Annotated in this window: 15 protein-coding genes; 6 read left to right on the forward strand and 9 right to left on the reverse strand. The window is 72.7% G+C overall.

Going from position 1 to position 20881, the window contains the following annotated elements:
- Nucleotides 1-107 precede the first annotated feature (107 nt).
- The 3 genes from SCWH03_RS02760 (at nt 108) to gdhA (ending at nt 5470) form a co-directional block, all read left to right on the forward strand.
- Nucleotides 108-692 (forward strand): TMEM165/GDT1 family protein, encoded by a 585-nt coding sequence (locus SCWH03_RS02760; RefSeq protein WP_173261189.1) that lies wholly within the window; start codon nt 108-110, stop codon nt 690-692.
- Between the two features lie 776 nt (nt 693-1468).
- Nucleotides 1469-3547: an MDR family MFS transporter gene (locus tag SCWH03_RS02765; RefSeq protein ID WP_173261190.1), complete on the forward strand. Its 2079-nt coding sequence runs from the start codon at nt 1469-1471 to the stop codon at nt 3545-3547.
- Between the two features lie 543 nt (nt 3548-4090).
- The gene (gdhA, locus tag SCWH03_RS02770; RefSeq protein ID WP_173261192.1) at nt 4091-5470 is read left to right on the forward strand and encodes an NADP-specific glutamate dehydrogenase; all 1380 of its coding nucleotides are present in this window, start codon (nt 4091-4093) and stop codon (nt 5468-5470) included.
- Between the two features lie 357 nt (nt 5471-5827).
- Here the strand turns inward: gdhA and SCWH03_RS02775 are convergent, their stop codons facing one another.
- Together SCWH03_RS02775 and SCWH03_RS02780 are read right to left on the reverse strand one after the other, a co-directional pair.
- On the reverse strand, nt 5828-6202 hold the full coding sequence (locus tag SCWH03_RS02775; protein WP_173261194.1) for an antibiotic biosynthesis monooxygenase family protein: 375 nt from the start codon (nt 6200-6202) through the stop codon (nt 5828-5830).
- 378 nt (nt 6203-6580) lie between these two features.
- Entirely contained in the window at nt 6581-7249 is a 669-nt protein-coding gene (locus SCWH03_RS02780) for an O-methyltransferase (protein ID WP_173261197.1), read from the reverse strand.
- A gap of 482 nt (nt 7250-7731) precedes the next feature.
- On the opposite strand from SCWH03_RS02780, the gene SCWH03_RS02785 reads away from it, so the two are divergent.
- Nucleotides 7732-8499 (forward strand): hypothetical protein, encoded by a 768-nt coding sequence (locus SCWH03_RS02785; RefSeq protein ID WP_173261200.1) that lies wholly within the window; start codon nt 7732-7734, stop codon nt 8497-8499.
- A gap of 474 nt (nt 8500-8973) precedes the next feature.
- Here the strand turns inward: SCWH03_RS02785 and SCWH03_RS02790 are convergent, their stop codons facing one another.
- The 3 genes from SCWH03_RS02790 to SCWH03_RS02800 form a co-directional block, all read right to left on the reverse strand.
- Nucleotides 8974-9945 (reverse strand): arsenic resistance protein, encoded by a 972-nt coding sequence (locus SCWH03_RS02790; RefSeq protein ID WP_173261445.1) that lies wholly within the window; start codon nt 9943-9945, stop codon nt 8974-8976.
- Nucleotides 9946-10361: 416 nt separating this feature from the next.
- Nucleotides 10362-11801 (reverse strand): beta-propeller fold lactonase family protein, encoded by a 1440-nt coding sequence (locus SCWH03_RS02795; RefSeq protein ID WP_254076510.1) that lies wholly within the window; start codon nt 11799-11801, stop codon nt 10362-10364.
- Between the two features lie 1081 nt (nt 11802-12882).
- Nucleotides 12883-14130: a cytochrome P450 gene (locus SCWH03_RS02800; RefSeq protein WP_173261204.1), complete on the reverse strand. Its 1248-nt coding sequence runs from the start codon at nt 14128-14130 to the stop codon at nt 12883-12885.
- 261 nt (nt 14131-14391) lie between these two features.
- Here SCWH03_RS02800 and SCWH03_RS02805 point away from each other — a divergent pair, with 261 nt between their 5' ends.
- Complete coding sequence (locus SCWH03_RS02805; protein ID WP_173261213.1) at nt 14392-15561, forward strand: steroid 3-ketoacyl-CoA thiolase; 1170 nt, start codon at nt 14392-14394, stop codon at nt 15559-15561.
- Between the two features lie 160 nt (nt 15562-15721).
- Here the strand turns inward: SCWH03_RS02805 and SCWH03_RS02810 are convergent, their stop codons facing one another.
- Nucleotides 15722-16123 (reverse strand): aggregation-promoting factor C-terminal-like domain-containing protein, encoded by a 402-nt coding sequence (locus SCWH03_RS02810; RefSeq protein ID WP_173261221.1) that lies wholly within the window; start codon nt 16121-16123, stop codon nt 15722-15724.
- Between the two features lie 299 nt (nt 16124-16422).
- Nucleotides 16423-17244 carry an ECF transporter S component gene (locus SCWH03_RS02815; protein WP_173261223.1) on the reverse strand — a complete coding sequence of 274 codons (822 nt, stop codon included), beginning with the start codon at nt 17242-17244 and terminating at the stop codon, nt 16423-16425.
- A gap of 84 nt (nt 17245-17328) precedes the next feature.
- Here SCWH03_RS02815 and SCWH03_RS02820 point away from each other — a divergent pair, with 84 nt between their 5' ends.
- Nucleotides 17329-17667: a hypothetical protein gene (locus tag SCWH03_RS02820; RefSeq protein ID WP_173261225.1), complete on the forward strand. Its 339-nt coding sequence runs from the start codon at nt 17329-17331 to the stop codon at nt 17665-17667.
- Here SCWH03_RS02820 and SCWH03_RS02825 read toward each other — a convergent pair.
- Together SCWH03_RS02825 and SCWH03_RS02830 are read right to left on the reverse strand one after the other, a co-directional pair.
- Nucleotides 17625-19655, reverse strand: coding sequence for an ABC transporter ATP-binding protein (locus SCWH03_RS02825; RefSeq protein ID WP_173261227.1), 2031 nt, complete (start codon nt 19653-19655; stop codon nt 17625-17627). The two genes, SCWH03_RS02820 and SCWH03_RS02825, sit on opposite strands and share 43 nt — an antisense overlap.
- The gene (locus tag SCWH03_RS02830) at nt 19652-20761 is read right to left on the reverse strand and encodes an energy-coupling factor transporter transmembrane protein EcfT (protein ID WP_173261229.1); all 1110 of its coding nucleotides are present in this window, start codon (nt 20759-20761) and stop codon (nt 19652-19654) included. Before SCWH03_RS02830 ends, SCWH03_RS02825 begins: the two co-directional genes overlap by 4 nt.
- Between the last annotated feature and the right edge of the window lie 120 nt (nt 20762-20881).

The following is a 20881-nucleotide window of genomic DNA, read 5'->3' on the forward strand; positions in this document are numbered from 1 at the left end:
GTGACCATGACCTTCCATGGCCCCTGCCGAGCCGAAGCGACCCCTTGGAACGCTTTCTCTCAGGTCTCTCGGCACGGCAGGGCCCGACCGATCGGGGAATCTCCTCCGTGTTCAGTATCACGATCATGACGATCACCTTCGGCGTCGTCTTCCTCGCCGAACTCCCCGACAAGACGGCCATGGCCGGACTGGTGCTCGGCACCCGCTACCGCGCCTCGTACGTCTTCGTCGGAGTCGCCGCGGCCTTCGCCGTGCACGTCGCGCTGGCGATCGCGGCGGGCAGTGTGCTGACCCTGCTGCCGCAGCGGCTGGTGCAGGCGGTCGTCGGCGCGCTGTTCCTCGCCGGTGCGGCGATCTTGCTGCTGAAGAAGCCCGACGGCGACGACGAGAGCATCAAAGCCCCATCCGACCAGTCCTTCTGGAAGGTCTCCGGTGCGGGCTTCATGCTGATCCTGATCGCGGAGTTCGGCGATCTGACCCAGATCATGACCGCGAACCTCGCGGCCCGCTACGACGATCCGCTCTCCGTCGGCGTCGGTGCGGTACTGGCGCTGTGGACGGTCGCCGGACTGGGGATCGTCGGCGGGCGGACGCTGCTCACGTACCTGCCGCTGAGGCTGATCACGAGAATCGCGGCGGGGCTGATGCTGGTGCTCGCCGGGCTGAGCCTGTACGAGGCGGTCACCGGCTGAGCCCGCACGGGCCCGTCGGCCGAGGGACGGTGCGAGGCGGTGCGGTCCGGGCCCGGACCGGCGCGGCGCGGCGGTGCGGCGGTACGGCGCCGGTACCCGTGGTCCGGGGCGTGCGGGCGGCGCGCCCGCGGGCGCCCCGTTGCCCGCTTCCCCCTCTCCGGCTTTCTCGGTCTCCGCTGTCCCGAGCTCCCTCCTGGGAGTTCGCCCGGACGTCCGGCGTCGGCGGCGTTTCCGTCGGGAGGGTCCGGGTCCGGGTCCGGGTCCGGACTGGCGCGGAAGCGATTTGATTTGTATAGTGAAGGAACAAAGTGGCTTCCGCCCGTACACCCTGACCGGCGGGCGGAAGCCGCTCTGCTTCCAGGGCCCCGGTCGGCCGCCGGTGGTCCCGCTCTCCGGGGCGGATTCCCGGGGGCGACTCGGGCAAGGCGCTCCAGGTCGTCCAGGGGCGCCGGGTGCGACCACGGCCGTGCCGCTCACGGGCCGGCCGGCCGGCCGGTGGAGGAGGACCGCACCGAGAGCTCCGGGGCCCCCTGCCCCCTGCCCCTGCCCGCAGCGGCAGTCAGCGGGTCCGCCGGATCCGCCGCCGATGCCGTCCAGCTCACCGGATCCCGGGCGGACGTGCCCCGTCAGCGCGGCTTCCCTCCCTCACACCGCCCGCGGCTATGCGGCCCTGTCCGGCGCCCGGACGCCAGTCCTCCGCTCGGCGGGCCATAACCGCGCGAAACGCCCACGATGGGAGGAGCGGACGTGTGTGCTGCGGACGGGAGGGCTACGGCATGGCGCGGGAAGCGAGCACGCCGGCACCCGGCCCCGGAACGGCACCGCGGCCCGGGGAGAGCCGGAGCCGCCGGGGTGTTCTCGTGGCGATCGGCGCGCTGCTGCTGGGCCTGCTGCTCGCCGCGCTCGACCAGACCATCGTGGCCACCGCACTGCCGACGATCGTCAGCGAGTTCGGCGGCCTGGAGCACCTCTCCTGGGTGGTCACCGCGTACATCCTCGCCTCCACCGCGGCGACCCCGCTCTGGGGCAAGCTCGGTGACCAGTACGGCCGCAAGAAGCTCTTCCAGACCGCGATCGTCATCTTCCTGATCGGCTCCGCGCTGTGCGGCATCGCGCAGAGCATGCCGCAGCTGATCGCCTACCGGGCCGTCCAGGGGCTCGGCGGCGGCGGCCTGATCGTGCTGTCGATGGCGATCGTCGGCGACATCGTCTCCCCACGTGAACGAGGCCGCTACCAGGGCTTGTTCGGCGCGGTCTTCGGGGCGAGCAGTGTGCTCGGGCCGCTGCTCGGAGGCCTGTTCACCCAGCATCTCAGCTGGCGCTGGGTGTTCTACATCAATCTGCCCATCGGTGTGGTCGCGCTCTTCGTGATCGCCGCCGTACTGCACATCCCGGTCCGGCAGGGCCGGCGCACCATCGACTACCCGGGCACGGTTCTGATCGCCGCCGTCGCCACCTGCCTGGTCCTCGCCGCCTCACTCGGCGGTACCACCTGGGCGTGGGGCTCGCCGCAGATCATCGGCCTGCTGGTGCTCGGGGCCCTGTCCCTGGCCGCCTTCGTCCGCACCGAGCGCCGAGCGGCCGAGCCCGTGCTGCCGCTGAAGCTCTTCCGGAACCGCACCTTCGCCCTCGTCGCCGTGATCAGCTTCATCGTCGGGTTCGCGATGTTCGGCGCGCTGACCTATCTGCCGATGTTCCTCCAGGTCGTCCAGGGCGTCACCCCCACCATCTCCGGTGTCCACATGCTCCCGATGGTGATCGGACTGCTGATCACCTCCACCCTGTCCGGCCAGATCGCCAGCCGGACGGGCCACTGGAAGGTCTTCCCCGTGGCCGGCACGGCCGTGACCGCCGTCGGGCTCCTGCTGCTCCACCAACTGGAGCCGGGCACCCCGACCTGGGAGGTGGGGGCCTACTTCTTCGTCTTCGGCTCCGGGCTCGGCCTGGTCATGCAGGTGCTGGTGCTCGCGGTACAGAACGCGGTCGGCTACGAGGACCTCGGCGTCGCCACGTCCGGCGCCACCTTCTTCCGCTCCATCGGCGCCTCGTTCGGCGTGGCGCTCTTCGGGACCCTCTTCACGGGACGGCTCCGCGGACTGCTCGGCGAAGCGCTCGCCGGGCGGACACTGCCGCCCGGAGCGAGCCCCGAGCGGCTCGCCGACGACTCACACGCGATCGCCCTGCTGCCCCCGGGGCTGCGCCAGGCGGTGGTCCAGGCGTTCTCGACCTCCATCACGGACGTCTTCCTCTACGCGGCCCCGGTCGTCGCCGTCGGCTTCGTCCTCGCACTCTTCCTGCGGGAGGACCCCCTGCGCGGCTCCGTCACCGCGCCCGAGACCAGCCAGACCATCGCCCCCAACCCGGTCCAGCGCTCCTCGTACGACGAGTGCGCCCGGGCACTGTCCCTCCTCGGCTCCCGCGAGGGACGCAAGGCGGTCTACGCCAAGATCACCACAAGGGCCGGGCTCGACCTCAGCCCGGCGGCGAGCTGGCTGCTGCTGCGCATCAAGCGCCACGGGCTGGTGGAACCGGCCCGGCTCGCCGAGTCGACCCATGTGCCGGTCAGGGCCGTCACCGACGCGTCACGCGAGGTGGAGGAACGCGGGCTGGCCCGGCGGGAGGGCCTGTCGCTGATGCTCACCGACGCGGGCGTGGACGCGACGGCGAAGCTGTCCGCGGCGCGCGAGGAGTCGCTGGGAGAGCTGCTGGGCGACTGGTGGGGGCCCGACCGGCCCACCGACCTCGTCCAGCTGGTGAAGGAGCTGACCGCCGAGCTGTCCGGCTCCGACGACGAGCGCCCCGACGGCGGTGAACCGCACCGGGACCACCAGGCCTGGCGCTTCCCGTCGCACTGAGGGAAACCCGGCCGGCCGTGTCGCGGTGTCGCCCTGTCTCTGCGTCTCCGGGTAGCCGGGTAGCCGGGTAGCCGTGTCGCCGGGCCGCCGTGTTCAGCGGAGGGCAACCCACGGCGCCTGGTCCGCTCGATGCCGATGCCGATGCCGATGCCGATGGCCGCACGGGTCGACACACCACCGGGCGTCCGCAGGGGGGCCGGCACCGGTCTGCGGCGGGGCGCGGACGGTCCGGGAGCGACGTCCGGTACGGCCCGCTCCGGTGCGCGGTCGTGCGCCCCGCGGCACCATGATCGACGATATCGGGCCCCGCGTCCGTATGAGTACCCGTGAGCTGTGCAAGACAGGCCCCGGTGACCGCCGCAGGACACGCCGAATCCCGTCCGGGACCGGCGGGTACGTGTCCCACGCCGCCCTCGTGCCGTCGGCCGTCCGGCGTCGGCCGTCTGCGCCGTGCGGCCCGCGGGCGTTCCACACCGGCGCCCCGACCGGCGGCACACTGTCACCGCACAGCACCAGTCCCCCCGCAGAGAAGGAACCCGATCGATGCCCTCCGTCTCCTCCGTCTCCTCCGTCTCCTCCAGTGCCAACGCCACCCTCGATGGCCTCGAAGCGGAGATCCGCCGCCGCAACCCCGGTGAACCCGAGTTCCACCAGGCCGTACACGAAGTGCTGGAGACTCTGGGACCCGTACTGGACGGCCGACCGGAACTCCGCGAGGCCAAGATGGTCGAGCGCATGGCGGAGCCGGAGCGGCAGCTCATCTTCCGGGTGCCGTGGCAGGACGACCGCGGCGAGATCCAGGTCAACCGCGGTTTCCGGGTGGAGTTCAACAGCGCCCTCGGCCCCTACAAGGGCGGTCTGCGCTTCCACCCGTCCGTCAACCTGGGCATCGTGAAGTTCCTCGCCTTCGAGCAGATCTTCAAGAACGCCCTCACCGGCCTGGGCATCGGGGCCGGCAAGGGCGGCAGCGACTTCGACCCGCGCGGCCGCTCCGATGCCGAGGTGATGCGCTTCTGCCAGTCGTTCATGACCGAACTGCACCGGCACCTCGGTGAGCACACCGACGTTCCCGCCGGTGACATCGGTGTCGGCGGCCGGGAGATCGGCTTCCTCTTCGGCCAGTACCGGCGCATCACCAACCGCTGGGAGGCGGGCGTGCTGACGGGCAAGGGCACCTCCTGGGGCGGCTCGCACGTGCGCCCCGAAGCGACCGGCTACGGCAACGTGCTCTTCACCGCCGAGATGCTGAAGGTGCGCGGTGAGCAGCTCGCGGGCCAGCAGGTCAGCGTCTCCGGGTCGGGCAACGTGGCCCTCTACACCGTCGAGAAGGCACAGGAGCTGGGGGCGCATGTGCGCACCGTCTCCGACTCTGCCGGGTACGTCGTCGACGACAAGGGCATCGACCTGCCCCTGCTCAAGCAGGTCAAGGAGGCCGAGCGCGGCCGGGTGAGCGACTACGCGAGCCGCCGCGGCGCATCCGCGCGGTACGTGCCAGGCGGCAGTGTCTGGGAGGTGCCCACCGATGTGGCCCTTCCGTCGGCGACCCAGAACGAACTGACCGCCGACGACGCAGCGGCCCTCGTGCGCAGCGGTGTCAAGGCCGTCTCCGAGGGCGCGAACATGCCCACCACCCCCGCGGCGGTGCGCATCCTCCGCGACGCCGGTGTCGCCTTCGGTCCGGGCAAGGCCGCCAACGCGGGCGGCGTGGCCACCAGCGCGCTCGAGATGCGGCAGAACGCGGGCCGCGACCTCTGGCCCGCGGCCCGCGTCGAGGAGGAACTGGCCCGGGTCATGCGGAGCATCCACGACACGGCGTACGAGACGGCGGCCCGCTTCGGCAGGCCCGGCGACTATGTGGCGGGGGCCAACATCGCCGGCTTCGAGCGCGTGGCGGACGCCATGCTCGCCCAGGGGCTGATCTGACGCGTTCCGGTCCCCGCCGGTGAGCGGGGTGGCGCAGTGGGCCCGTGTCCGGTGCCTGCGCCTATCCCGAACGGTCCCGAACGGTCCCGAACGGTCCCGGCCGCCCCGGCTGTCCGGGCGCTCGGCCTGTCCCGGTGTCTGAGCCGTCCGGGGCCCGGCCCGTCCGGAGACAGGGGTCTCCTCCGGAGCGGGCTGCGACGGTGCGACAGCGCAAACCGGACGCATGGATGACGGGGCAACCGGTCCCCGCCGGCGGTTGTGGACCGTGCCCCGGCGGCCAGCGGGTCCCGCGGAGGACGGCCGTCCCGGGACGGCCGTCAGGACCGTCCCGGGCGGGTCGCGGAAGGCTCTCTGACGTCAGCCCTTCTTCGGTGATGCCTGCTGGACCACCTCGAAGGACCACAGCGTGGAACCCGTCGCCGCGGGCTTCGGGCGTTCTCCTTCGCCGCTCCCGCCGCTCCCGCCGCTCCCGCCGCTCCCGCCGCTCCCGCCGCCCTCGCCCCGGTGGGCGGCCTGCATCGGGCCGGACATCCAGTTCTGGAAGTCCTCCTCGCTGCGCCAGCGGGTGTAGACGAGGTAGTTGTCGGTGCCCTCCAGCGGGCGGAGCAGTTCGAACCACTCGAAGCCGTCCGAGGACTCCACTGCCCCCGCGCGCGCGGCGAACCGCTGCTCCAGGGCCTCCCGCTGCTCGGTGGGGACGGTCAGCACATTGATCTTTACGACGCTGGGCACATGACACCTCTCGGGAAACGGAGGCCGGGCACAGCACCCGGCCTTGACCACGTACGAGCAGTCTCCTACGTCCGCCGGTCAAAGCGTCGTGAGGTCTGCTCGCAGACGTCCGCCCGTGGCGCATCGCAGCCGGTGCGCATCACTCGTCCGCGAGGTCCGTCCTCGCGTTCGGCGGGTCCGTCGTCGACCGTTCTCGGGGGACGAGCAATGCTGCTGACGGCGGCCGTTCGCGCGCTGTTGTTCCTGACCCCGGCGGTAGCCGGTCGCCACCGCCGAGGACGGTGTCCGGCGCGGGGCCCCGGGCCGGGGTGGCCGGGGCCGCCGCCCCGTACGGATCTCCCGTACGGACGGCAGTCCACGGGTGCGACGCGGGCCGGTTCAGCCCGTGACACGAGCGAGGAGAAGGCCGTCGTAGCCCCGCGCTCCGACGGTCTGGACGGCGGTGGCCGTGAGCCGTGGATGGGTCGAGACGAGCTCGAACATCCGGCGGGTTCCGACGACGGCGGGGTCCTCGCTGGTCGCGTCGAGGACCGATCCGTCGCGTACGACGTTGTCGACGACGATGAGGCTGCCCGGGCGGGACAGCTTCAGTGCCCACTCCACATAGTGCGGGTTGTTGGCCTTGTCGGCGTCGATGAAGGAGAAGTCGAACGGGGCGGCGGCCTCGGATTCCAGCGCGGCGAGGCTGTCGAGTGCGGGGCCGACCCGTACCTCGACGTTCTCGTCGAGCCCGGCGCGGGCGAGGTTGGCACGGGCCACGTCCGCGTGCTCGGGGCTGTACTCGAGGGAGACGAGCCGTCCGCCGGCAGGCAAGGCCCGGCCGAGCCAGATGGTGCTGTAGCCCCCGAGCGTGCCGATTTCGAGGATCCTCGTCGCGCCCTGGGTGAGGGCCAGCAGGTGCAGCAGCTTGCCCTGGTTGGGTGCGACGGCGATCTGCGGCATGCCGGCCGCGTCGCTGTCCGCTACGGCGGCCTTCAGCGCTTCGTCCTCGGCAATGAGCAGGTCGGTGAAGTAGGCGTCCACGGCGTTCCATTGCTGTTCAGACATACGGGGAACGTACCCCACCTCCGGACTCCCGGCCGCCCGCGGATCCCGTCCCGGCCTCCGGCTCCCCACCGTCCCGCGTCGCGTCGTCCTGCCCTGCGTCGCGCCATCCCCTCCGCCATCCCCCCGCCGCCCACTGCCGTTCCCGATCTGCCCTTCACCGTCCCGCGCTGCCTCGCGTCGATGCCGGGGCGGTACGGGAGGGATCGGCTGCCCCCCGGGGAGGCGGCAGGGCGACGCTCGTCCGGCCCGTCTCAGGGACGGTCCTTCCGCCCGGCCGAACACCCGGTGCCGCCGGTACCGCCGCCTCCACCGGATCGGCGGCGACGCCCACGACAACGCCCGGGCGGAGTCCACGATCACCCCGTGGAAAACGCCCAACTGCACGAGTCTTGACACGTGTTCATATCCCCTGTGGACCATGGGGCCTGCGAGTCGCCGGTCTGCTCGGGTCGCGTGAGCACCTGAGGAAGCGAAGGGAGTCCATGGTGTCGAGGGGCCGATTCGTCCGTGTCCTGCGGCGTTTCAGAACGACGGGGGTGATGCTGCTGGCCCTGCTCATCGGGGTCTGCGTATCCTCCTCGCCCGCGTACGCCCGTCCGAGCGACGGGCTGCTGGTCGATCTCCAGGGCACGCACGGCTATTTCACCGTGCTCAGAGGAGACGACGGCCGGCCCGTTCCCATGCCCCGGTCCGGCTGGCGGGCCAGGGAGGGCAGGGATGGCCGGATGGTCGTCTATCCGCAGGAGGGGTGGACGTTTGCGGAGGGTGGCGATGGCCGGGTCGTCGTCTATCCCCGGTCGGGCTGGCGCCTGAGGGAGGGCAGGGACGGGCGGATCGTCGCCTATCCGCAGGAGGGGTGGACGTTTGCGGAGGGTGGCGATGGCCGGGTCGTCGTCTATCCCCGGTCGGGCTGGCGCCTGAGGGAGGGCAGGGACGAGCGGATCGTCGCCTATCCGCAGGAGGGGTGGACGTATGCGCAGGGTGGCGATGGCCGGGCCGTCGCCTATCCCCGGTCCGGCTGGCGCCTGAAAGAGGGCGGCGATGGCCGAATCGCCGCCTATCCGCAGGAAGGATGGACCTCCACCAGTGGCGACAGGGCCGTCCCCTACCCCTCGACGTCCGGAATACCGCTTTCCCTCCTGTTCTCGAACGCCGGCGACATCGAGCTGGCACTGGCCGTGGAGAGCGGCCTGACTCCCCAGCAGTTCGACGATCTGCTGCTGATGCGCCACTACCAGCAGGACGACTGATCGCTTCCGCGATCCACAGGGCGCCGGCGACGGCGTGCGCGCCGGTCGGCATGTGCGGACCGGCTCCACCGGTCGGCCATCTCCACCCACTCAGCCGCCGTCGCCTTGAGCTGGTCCGGGTCGCTCAGCAGCGTGACGGCCTCGGCCCACACGGCGGCCTCAAGCTCAGCCGCCGGGATCTGCGGATCGTCACACGTCGGCGCGCGGGCGTACGGCCAGGGGCGGTTGTCAGAAGGGCACGCCGGCGCGCTTGGCCAGGAGCGTAGGGCGTGGGTTGCTCCGGCGGTGCAGTGAGGTCAAGACTCCCCTCAGCTCTGTGCCGGTCGGGTGCACGCGGGCCGTCTCGGGCGCGACGTTCCACGCCTCCTCGGCCGAGGCCAGAGCCGGGTCGCGGTCACCCGGGGCGAGATGCGACCTATGACGGCGCGGGCCGCAGGGTGCCGGGGCGCCGGCCCGCCTCCCGCAGGGCCGGCGTCAGGGCGTGCCTGGGAGATCTCCGCCGCGGGAGTCTGCGGGGACCAGGCGGGGGACGAGACGGACATAGGCGACCATCCCGAGGACCTCGACCAGGGTCTGCGCGACCACGACGACCGCGGCGACCGCCAGATCGCCGGGCAGCGCCAGGGCCAGGGGGAGGACGACGAGGGAGTTGCGGGTCGCTCCGGTGAACACGATCGCCCGCCCCGCGGGGGCGTCGAGGCGGAACACGCGGGCTACGGCCAGGCCGGCGAACGCCATGACGACGAGGAACGCCACGTAGAACGGGATGACCGCGGCCACGTCGGGCAGGCTGTCGCCGAGTGTGGGGACCTGGGAGGCGACCACGATCAGCAGGGTGGCGCCCATCAGCGGCACCGTCGTGGTGGTCGCCGCCGCGGAGACCCGCCGTCCGGCCGGCTGGTGGACGGCCCACGCCTGCAGGGCCCAGGCGAGGGCGAGCGGGAAGACGATCAGGATGGCGAACGCCTCGACGAACGGGCCCACCTCGACGATGTCGGCGAGTCCTGAACCCATGAACAGGTACAGGAACCCCGGGAGAAGCAGCATCTGCGCGACGAGCAGGAACGGGGTCGCGGCCAGCAGGCGGCGGCTGGAGCCGCCGGCGAGCCCGGAGAAGACGATGACGTAGTCCACACACGGGCACAGCAGCACCAGCAGCACCCCGAGGCGTACCGCCTGGTCGGAGGGAAGGAATCCGAACATCGCGGCCACCACCAGCGGCACCACCAGGAAGTTCACCACCACCGCTGCGGACAGGAACCGGCCGTCACGCAGCGAGCGCACCAGTGCGCCCACCGGGACCTGGAGGAAGGTGACGAACAGCAGTGCACCGAGCACCGGGTAGATCGCGTGCTCCAGGCCCGGTCCCCAGCCGGGCGCCGTCCAGCCGAGGAGCCCGCCGGCGGCCATCGCCGCCAGGTAGATCGCGACCTGGCGGTGCTCCATCCGGTCGACCAGGCCCTCCGGTCCCCGCTGAGACACTCGAACCGCTCCCTCGTGCGCTGTCGGCCGCCTCGAGGCGGCCGTGTGCTCTCATCCTCACAGGCTCCTCTCAGGCCGCCGTGCCCGGTCCGGCCTGTGAGGACTCCCCCGTGCCCGGTCCGGGCCGCGGATCCCGCCCGGGGAGCGGCCGGGCTGCGGTCCGGGGCGGGCCCCAGGGTGGGCATGCCGAGGTCCGCGGCCGGCGACGCTGTGCGGAGTGGCTCCGTCCGGTGTCGTCGCCGTGTGACGAGGAGGAGGGGGAGCCGGCGGCCACCGTGAGGACGACCAGGCCGGCGGACCTCCTCCGAGTCCCCGCGCCTGGCCGGGACGCGACGGTACGCCCCGGCACGGGGCCGGGGCGTACGCCTGCCGATGCGCGGTTACCGGGGTCCTGGCAGGTGACCTTGACCGGGCTTGTCATGGCCGGGTTTTCCGTGGCCGGGACGGTCGTGGTGCGGTGGCTTGGGCTGCTGCTTCTTGTCGACGATCGTGGTGGTGTGGGTCGCGGTACTGATCGCGGTGGTGCCGCCGCCGGTCACGGTGGCGGTGTTGGTGACCTGCTTCGGCGCGTTCTCATCGATCTTCACAGCGAGGGTGAGGGACGGGTAGTCGGCGCCGGGGGCCAGGATGTCGCTGCGGGTGCAGGACAGGGGGGTCAGCGTGCAGGCCCAGCCGCTGCCGGAGAAGCTGACGGGGGTCAGTCCGTCCGGGAGGACGTCGGTGACCGTGACCGCGGAACCGTCGGTCGGTCCGTCACCCGTGTTGGTGACGGTGAGTGCGTAGGTGCCCTGGCGGCCGCGGACGAACTTCTCCCCGGTGGTGAGCTTGGTCAGCTTCAGCGCCGGCGTCGTCGGTTCGGGCACCACCCCGATCGCCACCCCGACCGGGTCGGTGCCCACGGGGATGGTGTCGACGACGGTGTTGTCGGAGGTCTGGATCACCGACACCGAGTTGTTGACCAGGTTGGCGACGTAGACGAACGCGCCGTCGGGAGTGACCGCCACCCCCTGCGGGTTGGTGCCGACGGGGATGGTGTCGATGACGGTGTTGTCGGAGGTCTGGATCACCGACACCGAGTCGCCGACGGCGTTGGTGACGTAGACGAACGCGCCGTCGGGGGTGACCGCCACCTCGAGCGGGCCGTCGCCGGCGGGGATGGTGTCGATGACGGTGTTGTCGGAGGTCTGGATCACCGACACCGAGTCAGCGACGATGCCGGCGACGTAGACGAACGCGCCGTCGGGAGTGACCGCCACCCCGAGCGGGCCGTCGCCGACGGGGATGGTGTCGATGACGGTGTTGTCGGAGGTCTGGATCACCGACACCGAGTTGCCGGAGACGTTGGTGACATAGAGCAGCGCGCCGTCGGGGGTGATCGCCACCCCTCGCGGGGTGTCGCCGACGGGGATGGTGTCGATGACGGTGTTGTCGGAGGTCTGGATCACCGAGACCGAGTCGCCGAGGCTGTTGGTGACGTAGACGAATGCGCCGTCGGGGGTGATCGCCACCGCTACCGGGCCGTCGCCGGCGGGGATGGTGTCGATGACGGTGTTGTCGGAGGTCTGGATCACCGAGACCGAGTCGCCGAGGCTGTTGGTGACGTAGACGAATGCGCCGTCGGGGGTGATCGCCACCGCTACCGGGGCGTCACCGACGGGGATGGTGTCGATGACGGTGTTGTCGGAGGTCTGGATCACCGAGACCGAGTCATCGAGGATGTTGGTGACGAAGGCGTAGGTGCCCGGTGGGACGGCGAGGGCGGGTTGCGAGACCGCCACAGGCAGTGCCAGCCCGGCCACCAGCACCAAACCCGCTACCAATACGCGCAGCAAACCGCCCCGCCGCACACGGCACCCTCCACGGCCAGACGAAACCGTCGGCGGCAGGTCCTTCCCCCTCCCCGCCGCCATGACATCTTCATGAACAGCCACAGAAACCTCCCGATCGATCGTCACCTTCGTGGAAACGTGCAAATCCTGACATCATGAGATATTTAGCATGGCCGGGGCGTGTGCACACTTCACCGCTCCTGGGGCCGCCGCCGTCGCAGGCCGTACCGCCACCCCAGCGCCCCGATACGGCGACCGCGCTGCCCGTCGTCACGCCGGGCGGAGCAGCGGCACTTGAGGACTCCATGAACACGGGCGCGAGAGTGCGAACACGGACATGAGAGCCCGGGCGCGGGGATGGCGCGGGGCCGCGCACCTACCTCGGGCGGCGTCTGCCGCGCCTCAGGGGAGCAGTTCCGCGGCCGGACGTACGGGGCGGCACCGGGCCCGGCTGGAGTGGCGCGCCGGCTCACATCCGCACGGGCCCTGATTCGGTGGCGCCGCCGCCCGCTTCCCTTCTCGTGGCCGGGAAACGGGGCGCCCGGCCCCGGGCCCGGTATGGTCTGTGCGCCCTGCTGGGGGATGGCCCGGGGTGTCGCCGCCGGATCTTGGGGCACCGCTCGACCGCCGGAAGTCCCGCCGCAAGTCCCGCCGGCACCGCCGGTCGGCACTCGGCCCTGTTGCTCCGGTCCATGGCCCGCCTGACCTGCCCTGTACCGGGCCGCGTTCGAAGAGCCCGCCGCGCGGGGCAGCGCCGCGCACCAGACAGCAGGACCGTGTTGGTGCTGAGGTACCGCCCCTTGCTGCCCGGCGGGCGGTTCGGCGGGTGCGCGAACGCGAAGTCGAGGAGCTGCCGAGGGGTGAACGTCTGCTCGGGTTCGGCCAAGGGGGACTTCTGTCAATCCTCGCCCATCGGAGTGGTTGAGCAGACCGCTGCGCATGTCGGCGCGTTGGCGCAGGGCGATCCGGTTGCCCGCAGCTACGCCCGGTGCGTACGCGCCGACCGGGCCGTCCAGCCCGACCCGGCCATCGCCCCGGCTGCTCCCGCGTCCCCGGTGCGCGCGTCCCCCGGCTAACCGCCGATGCCGACCCGGAGTTCCTTGATCCCGTTGAGCCAGGACCCGCGCAGCCTGCGCGGGTCGCCGGCCAGGCGCAGGTCAGGGAAGGTGTCGGCGATGGCGCCGAAGATGAGGTCGATCTCCCTGAGGGCCAGTGACTTGCCGAGGCAGAAATGCGGGCCTCCGCCGCCGAAGCCGAGGTGCGGGTTGGGGTCGCGGGTGATGTCGAAGACCTCGGGGTTCTCGAAGACCTCGGGGTCGCGGTTGGCGGAGGAGTAGAAGAGCCCCACCCGGTCGCCCTTCCTGATCTCCCGGCCGCCGAGTTCGGTGTCCCGGGTCGCGGTCCGCTGGAAGGAGATCACGGGCGAGGACCACCGGACGATCTCGTCGGCCGCGGTCGCCGGGCGCTCGCGTTTGTAGAGCTCCCACTGGTCGGGGTGGGTGAGGAGGGCGTGCATGCCGTGGCTGATCGCGTTGCGGGTTGTCTCGTTGCCCGCCACCGCCAGCAGCAGGACGAAGAGGCCGAACTCGTCGGAGGAGAGGTTGCCCTCGTCCTCGGCCGCGACGAGCCGGGTGACGATGTCCCCGGCCGGGCACTCCTTGCGCGCGGCGGCCAGGTTCATGGAGTAGCCGATGATTTCCGCCGCTGCCTCGGCGCCGATCTCCTCGGTGATCGCGTACTCCGGGTCGTCGTACGCCACCATCTTGTTCGACCAGTCGAAGATCCGGGCCCGGTCCTCCTGCGGTACGCCGATGAGTTCGGCGATGGCCTGGAGCGGGAGTTCCACGGCGATCCGGGTGACGAAGTCGAAGCCGCCGTCCGCGTCGCCGCTCGCGCTCGCCTCCTCGACGATCCGCCGGGCGCGCTCGCGCAGTGCCGACTCCAGGCTGCGGATGGCGCGCGGGGTGAAGCCGCGCTGCACTATCTGGCGGACCCGGGTGTGCTCGGGCGGGTCCATGTTGAGCATGATCAGCCGCTGGGCCTCGATCTGGTCCCGGCTGATGTGCCCGTTGAAGCGGATGATCGCGGTGTTCTCGCGGGAGGAGTACAGCTCGGGGTGCGTGGAGACGTACTTGACGTCGGCGTGGCGGGTGACCGCCCAGTAGCCGTCGTCGTCGAAGCCGGTGGCGCCGCGTGGCTGCGGGCACCACGAGACGGGGGCCGTCCGCCGCAGCCGGGCGAACTCGGGGTGGGGGACCCGGCTCTCCAGCAGGTCGGGGTCGGTGGCGTCGAACCCTTCGGGGAGATGGGGGCAGGACATCGGCAACTCCAGGTCTCGCGGCTGGACAGCTGTGCGGCGGCTGCGCGATTCTGACGTCCCATCAGAATCCCTCGCAAGGTAGTGACGGGTTCTCCAACTGGCAAGACGCGTGGCGGGAACTGTTGCCTGCAGAAGACTTGCATACCTGGGGTAACCCTCATAAGACTGCTAGAGAACTAGAACGCGTACTAGTTCTGCTTGCGGTTCTCGGGTGCGGCGCGCCGGGACGCCCCGCACCGGTGCTGAGGAGAGGACGAGCTCATGGCCGCGGAACCCGTCATCGTCGAAGCCGTACGCACACCCATAGGCAAGCGCGGTGGCGCGCTCGCCCATCTGCACCCCGCCTATCTGCTGGGCGAGACCTATCGCGAACTGCTGGGCCGCACCGGCATCCACGCCGACTGCGTCGAGCAGATCGTCGGCGGCACCGTCACCCATGCCGGCGAGCAGTCCATGAACCCCGCGCGCAACGCCTGGCTCGCCATGGGGCTGCCGTGCGAGACCGCCGCGACGACCGTCGACTGCCAGTGCGGCTCCTCGCAGCAGGCCGCGCACATGACCGCCAATATGATCGCCGCCGGCGTCATCGACGTCGGCATCAGCTGCGGTGTCGAGGCCATGTCGCGGGTGCCGCTGGGCAGCGGCTCCAAGCACGGCCCGGGCAAGCCGTGGCCGGACGAGTGGAACGTCGACCTGCCGAACCAGTTCCAGGCCGCCGAGCGCATCGCGCGCCACCGCGGACTCGGCCGCGAGGACGTCGACTCGCTCGGCCTGATCTCCCAGGAGCGGGCGGCGGTGGCCTGGGCCGAGGAGCGCTTCAAGCGCGAGACGTTCGCCGTGCAGGTGCCCACGACCGAGGAGGAGCAGTACGCGGGGCAGGGCATGTGGCGGCTCGTCGACCGCGACGAGGGGCTGCGGGACACCTCGATGGAGGCGCTCGGCGGGCTGAAGCCGGTCATGCCGACCGCGGTCCACACCGCCGGGAACTGCGCGCAGATCTCCGACGGCGCGGCGGCGGTCATGTGGGCGTCCAAGCGCATGGCGCGGGCGCTGAAGCTGAAGCCGCGCGCCCGGATCGTGGCGCAGGCCCTCGTCGGGGCGGACCCGCACTTCCATCTCGACGGGCCGATCGACGCGACCCGGGCGGTGCTGGGGAAGGCCGGGATGTCGCTCAAGGACATCGACCTCGTGGAGGTCAACGAGGCGTTCGCGTCCGTCGTGCTGAGCTGGGCGCAGGTCTTCGACCAGGACCTCGCGAAGGTCAACGTCAACGGCGGGGCCATCGCCCTGGGGCACCCCGTGGGCGCGACGGGCGCGCGGCTGATCACCACCGTGCTGCACGAACTGGAGCGGACGGACAAGGAGTTCGCACTGGTGACGATGTGTGCGGGCGGGGCGCTGGCGACGGGGACGATTTTGCAGAGGCTCTGAGCGGTCTCCGGCGCCCGGTCTCCGGCCGGCGCCAGGGGGTCCGGCCGGCGGTCCTGAGCGGTGTCGCGCGGTGTCGGGCGGTCCTGGGCCGTGCCGGGCGGTTCTGGGCGGTGCCGGGCGGCCCGGTCCGCGGCAGCCCCTCGCCCGCCGCCGGGGCGGCTCAGTACCAGTGGTTGGCCTGCCAGAAGCTCCAGGCGCCGCACGGGCTGCCGTAGCGCTCCTTCATGTAGTCCAGGCCCCACTTGATCTGGGTCTGGGGGTTGGTCTTCCAGTCGGCGCCGGCCGAGGCCATCTTGCCGCCGGGCAGGGCCTGGACCAGTCCGTAGGCGCCGGAGGAGGCGTTGGTGGCCGAGGGGTTCCAGTTCGACTCCCTCGAGACGATGTTGTCGAAGCACTGGAACTGGGCGGCGGGCATCATCTGCTTCGCGACCTCCTGCGGCGTCGCGGCCGAGGCCGTGGACGCCGTACCCATGACCGCGGCGGCCGTACCCAGAAGCACGGCGGTACCGGCGGCGAGGGACTTGCTGCGGGCGGAGGCGCGGGTGATCAGTGAGCGGGACACGGGCTTACCTCACGTTCGGGGACTCCGGGTCGCGCGGGCGGGCCGAGCCGTGCTCGTGTGCCGGGCTCCAGGCCCTGCTGCGCCGTGCGACGCGAACAGTTGTAGCGACTGCCGAGGACCCCGCGCCGTGACCGGGCTCACGCCGCGGATACGACGGGAAGGGTGTATTGCCAGACTTAAGTCCTCATCCGGACATATGTGGTTTATGTGCAGGTGGGGAGGGGTGATCCGAGAGGCTGCTTCCTCGGGCGACCGCTACGAAGGCCGTTAGTTCCGGGACCAAGGTCCTGTGGGCCGTCTCACCTCTCGACGGGGGTCGCGGCCCCCTCGAAGGCGGCCCGCGCCTCGAAGGCGGCCCGTCTCGTCGCCCTGCGGAGCGCCCGCAGCAGCGTCGGGCCGGCCGCGAGGGTCAGCACGACGGTGACGACCGCACGGCCCAGGTCCCAGCCCAGGGAAGTGGCGAGCACATAGGTGCCGAAGCGGACCAGGTTCTCGGCGACCGGTGCACCCGCCTGGAAGGAGACGCCCGAGGCCAGGCCCGGCACGATCGTCCAGCCGTAGAGGTTCATGACCGTGCCGTACGCGAACGCCGCCGCGCAGCCGTACCCGGCGAGCATCGCCAGCTCTGCGCGGCCCCTGAGGCGCTCGGCACCCGGCAGCAGTCCCGCGCCCATCGTGAACCAGCCCATGGCGAGCATCTGGAACGGCATCCACGGTCCCACCCCGCCCGTGAGCAGCGCGGAGGCGAACATCGTCACCGAGCCGAGGACGAAGCCGAAGCCGGGCCCCAGTACCCGGCCGCTCAGCACCATCAGGAAGAACATCGGCTCCAGCCCCGCCGTGCCCGCGCCGAGCGGCCGCAGTGCGGCACCGGCCGCGGCGAGCACGCCGAGCATGGCGACGGCCTTCGCGTCCATCCCCCCGTCGGCGATGGTGGCGACCACCACGCCGACGAGCAGCGGCAGCAGGGCGGCGAACAGCCAGGGAGCGTCCTGGGCGTGGCCGGCGAGGGTGGCGTCCGGGTCGGCGAGCAGGGGCCAGCAGAAGGCGACGACGCCGATCGCGCTGACGAGGGCGAGCGCGGCGACGGCCCGGGGGCCGAGGCGGACGGGACGGGCCACCGCACCAGGAGGGGCGCGGTGGGCCCGACGGCGGATGGTGGGGCGGTTTCGGCGGTTTCGGCGGTTTCGGCGGTCTTGGCGGTCTTGGCGGTCTTGGTGGTGGTGTTGGTGGTGTTGGTGGTCTGGCACCTCGCGGTGGGCCGGCAGGGCACGGCTGCCATGCGGGTCGGTCGGGTCGGGGCGGTGGCCCGGCCCAGGGCGGCGGTGCGGACCGGTGCGGTCGCCGTGGCCGTACGGGCCGTAAGGGCCGGGCCGGTCGGGCCGGTCGGGCAGGGCATGGGGGCCGGTCCGGTCAGGTCCGCCCTGCGGGTCGCGGCCGCCGGCGTCACCGGCATCGCGGATGTCGCGGCTGCCGGGCCGGCCGCCGGTGTCGGCGGCGCTCACAGGGCGGCCTCCACCTGGGCGACGGTGAGCCACGGCTGAGGGGCGAGGACCTTGGCGATCTGCGGGGCGAAGGCGGGGGACGAGACGACCACGTCGGCCGTCGGGCCGTCCGCGACGACCTCCCCGCCCGCGAGGACCACCACACGGTCCGCGATCTCGGCGGCGAGTTCCACATCGTGTGTGGCCAGGACGATGCCGTGGCCCTCTGCCGCCAGGCCGCGCAGCACGGTGACGAGCCGCGACTTCGCCGCGTAGTCGAGTCCGCGGGTCGGCTCGTCGAGCAGGAGCAGCGGCGGCCGGGCGGTCAGCACGATCGCCAGGGCCAGCGCCAGCCGCTGCCCCTCGGACAGATCGCGCGGGTGCGTGGCGTCCGCCACTCCCGCAAGGAGCGCCGAGACGATTTCCCGGCAGGTCCCGGGCGCGGCTCCGGCGTCCGTGTCCGCGGCGGCGCACTCGGCACCGACCGTGTCCGCGTACAGCAGATCCCGGGGCTCCTGCGGAACCAGCGCGACCCGTCGTACCAGCTCGGCGGGCGGGGTGCGGTGGGGTGTGCGCCCACCGACCCGTACCGTCCCGGACGCGGGTGCGACCAGTCCGACGAGGCTGCCCAGCAGCGTCGACTTCCCGGCGCCGTTGCGGCCCATCAGCGCGACGGTCTCACCGGGCCGGACCACCAGGTCGACCCGCCGCAGCGCCTCGACCCGCCCGTGCCGGACCCCGAGGCGTGCCGCTTGCGCGAGCACGGTGGGGTCGTGCGTCTCCTCGTCGGGCGCTCCGTCCCGTGCCGGCAGTCCTCGCCCGGGCCACGGGAACAGGGCGCTCAGCCCTCGCTTCCCCGCGGCCCGCCGGCCGCGGGGGGCCGCGGCGGGGGTACGGGAGGCCGGGCCGCCGGGAGCAGCGGTGCCTGTGGTGCTCGCGGTGCCTGTGGTGCCCGCGGTGCCCGCCGTGCCCGCCGTGCCCGGCGCGGCGGTGCCGGTGCCGCCGGTGCCGGTCGGGCTCGCGTCCGTGCCGGTCGCGCCGGTGCCGGTGGCGCCCGCCCCGCTCGCGTCCGTGCCGCCTGGGGGTGGGGCAGGGGCGGAGACGGGGCTGGTCGCGGGCGCGGACGGGGTGGCCCGGGCCCCGCTGCCGTCCCGTGCGCCGGGAGCGCACCACGGGGCGTCCTTCGGGTGCACGGCCGGGCCGGTGCGCCGCGCGGCCCCGGCGTCCGCGCCCGCAAGCCGGGTGCGCAGGTCCCCGGCGCGGCGGCGGGCGTCGCGTACGGAGAGGGGGAGGGGCGACCAGCCGGCGAGGCGCCCGAGGGCGACGACCGGGGGGCGGACCGGGGAGAAGGCCATGACGTCGGCGGGGGCGCCCGCCACCGGGGGCTCGCCGGGCGCGGGCAGCAGGACGACCCGGTCCGCGTACTGCACCACCCGCTCCAGCCGGTGCTCGGCCATCAGCACCGTCGTCCCGAGGTCGTGGACGAGCCGCTGGAGTACCGCCAGTACCTCCTCCGCCGCTGCCGGGTCGAGCGCCGAGGTCGGCTCGTCGAGGACCAGCACCTTCGGGTGGGGGGTCAGCACGGACCCGATGGCGACCCGCTGCCGCTGGCCGCCCGAGAGCGTCGCCAGGGGCCGGTCGCGCAGCTCCGCGAGCCCCAGCAGGTCCAGGGTCTCCTCGACCCGCCTGCGCATCACCGGCGGTGCCAGCCCCAGCGACTCCATGCCGTAGGCCAGTTCGTCCTCGACCGTGTCGGTGACGAAGTGCGCGAGCGGATCCTGGCCCACCGTGCCGACGAGGTCGGCGAGTTCACGCGGCCGGTGGGTGCGGGTGTCGCGCCCGCCGACGGTCACCCGGCCCCGCAGTGTGCCGCCGGTGAAGTGCGGCACCAGCCCGGAGACCGCCCCCAGCAGGGTCGACTTGCCGACTCCCGAGGGCCCGACCAGCAGGACGAGTTCGCCTTCGGGGACGGTGAGGTCCACCCCGGCGACCGTCGGCGCCGCTCCGGCGCCGCCGTACGTCACCGAGACGTTCTCGAAGCAGATCATGACGAGGGCTCCTTCGGCGGCACGGGCGCCACGAACGCGGGCAGCAGGCCCAGCAGCACAGCGGCGGCGGGCCACAGCGGCAGGGCGGGCACGGTCAGGGGCACGACACCGGGATGCAGCGCGCCGGGCGCATAGGCCTCGGCGCGGATCATCAGCACCGCCACGACGGCACCGGACCCCGCCACCAGCCAGGCCCGGGGGCCCCACCGGTCGGGGCGGTACCGGGTGCGGACCTGGCGCCGGCCGCCGAGCCACAGCCCGCCGAGCGCGGCCGCGAGCCCGCCGAGGAGCACCGGAAGGCCGTACCCCGCGCCCTCCGTTGCGAGCAGCCCGTACGAACCGGCGCACACCCCGAGCAGCCCGCCGAGCACGAGGGCGGTGGTGGTGTGCCGGACCGCGGGCGGCACCCGCGCGGTACGGCCGTAGCCGCGCGCGTCCATGGACGCGGCGACCGCGACCGAACGCTCCAGCGCCCCCTCCAGCACCGGCATGCCGATCTGCAGGACGGCCCTCACCCCGCCGGCGGGACGGCCCCGCAGCCTGCGCGCGGTACGGAGCCGCAGCACGTCGGCGACCATGTTCGGCGCGAACGTCATGGCGACGACGACCGCGACCCCCGCCTCGTACAGCGCGCCGGGGAGGGACTTCAGCAGCCGTGCCGGGTTGGCGAGCGCGTTCGCCGCGCCGAGGCAGATCAGCAGGGTCGCCAGCTTCGCCCCGTCGTACAGCGCGAACACCATCTGCTCCAGCGTCACGCGGCCGCCGATCCTGATGCCCTGCGCCCAGTCGGGCAGCGGTGCCTCGGGCAGCGTGACCAGGACACGGGTCCCCGGGATGGGCGAGCCGAGGACGACGGAGAACACCAGCCGGACGGCCACCACGGCGAGGCCGAGCTTGACGAAGGCGCCGTACGAACGCGCCCAGGGGGAGTCGGTGCGCCGGACGGCCACGACATACCCGGCAACGGCGACCAGCAGGCCCAGCAGGAGCGGATTGGTCGTCCGCGACGCGGCGGCGGCGAGGCCCAGTGCCCAGACCCACCAGGCGCCGGCGTGCAGGGCGTTGCTCCGGTCGGCGCCGGGCGCGCGCAGCCCACCGCCCGCCACCGGGCGGTGCGCTGCGCGCCGTGAGTACCTCCCGCTCGCGTCCGGGGGACTCCCTCCGCTCCCGGGCTCCGGCTCCCTGCCCCCCGCGCGGCCGGCCGGGCCGGGGTCCGGGAGACCGCC

The organism is Streptomyces pacificus (assembly GCF_011766325.1).
In the GTDB taxonomy this organism is placed as follows: domain Bacteria; phylum Actinomycetota; class Actinomycetes; order Streptomycetales; family Streptomycetaceae; genus Streptomyces; species Streptomyces pacificus.

Bases quoted from the DNA above. Each gene is read 5' to 3' on its own strand.
- SCWH03_RS02765 (WP_173261190.1), top strand. From the start codon at position 1,469: ATGGCGCGGGAAGCGAGCACGCCGGCACCCGGCCCCGGAACGGCACCG.
- gdhA (WP_173261192.1), top strand. From the start codon at position 4,091: ATGCCCTCCGTCTCCTCCGTCTCCTCCGTCTCCTCCAGTGCCAACGCC.
- SCWH03_RS02780 (WP_173261197.1), bottom strand. From the start codon at position 7,249: ATGTCTGAACAGCAATGGAACGCCGTGGACGCCTACTTCACCGACCTG.
- SCWH03_RS02785 (WP_173261200.1), top strand. From the start codon at position 7,732: ATGGTGTCGAGGGGCCGATTCGTCCGTGTCCTGCGGCGTTTCAGAACG.
- SCWH03_RS02790 (WP_173261445.1), bottom strand. From the start codon at position 9,945: ATGGAGCACCGCCAGGTCGCGATCTACCTGGCGGCGATGGCCGCCGGC.
- SCWH03_RS02800 (WP_173261204.1), bottom strand. From the start codon at position 14,130: ATGTCCTGCCCCCATCTCCCCGAAGGGTTCGACGCCACCGACCCCGAC.
- SCWH03_RS02805 (WP_173261213.1), top strand. From the start codon at position 14,392: ATGGCCGCGGAACCCGTCATCGTCGAAGCCGTACGCACACCCATAGGC.
- SCWH03_RS02825 (WP_173261227.1), bottom strand. From the start codon at position 19,655: ATGATCTGCTTCGAGAACGTCTCGGTGACGTACGGCGGCGCCGGAGCG.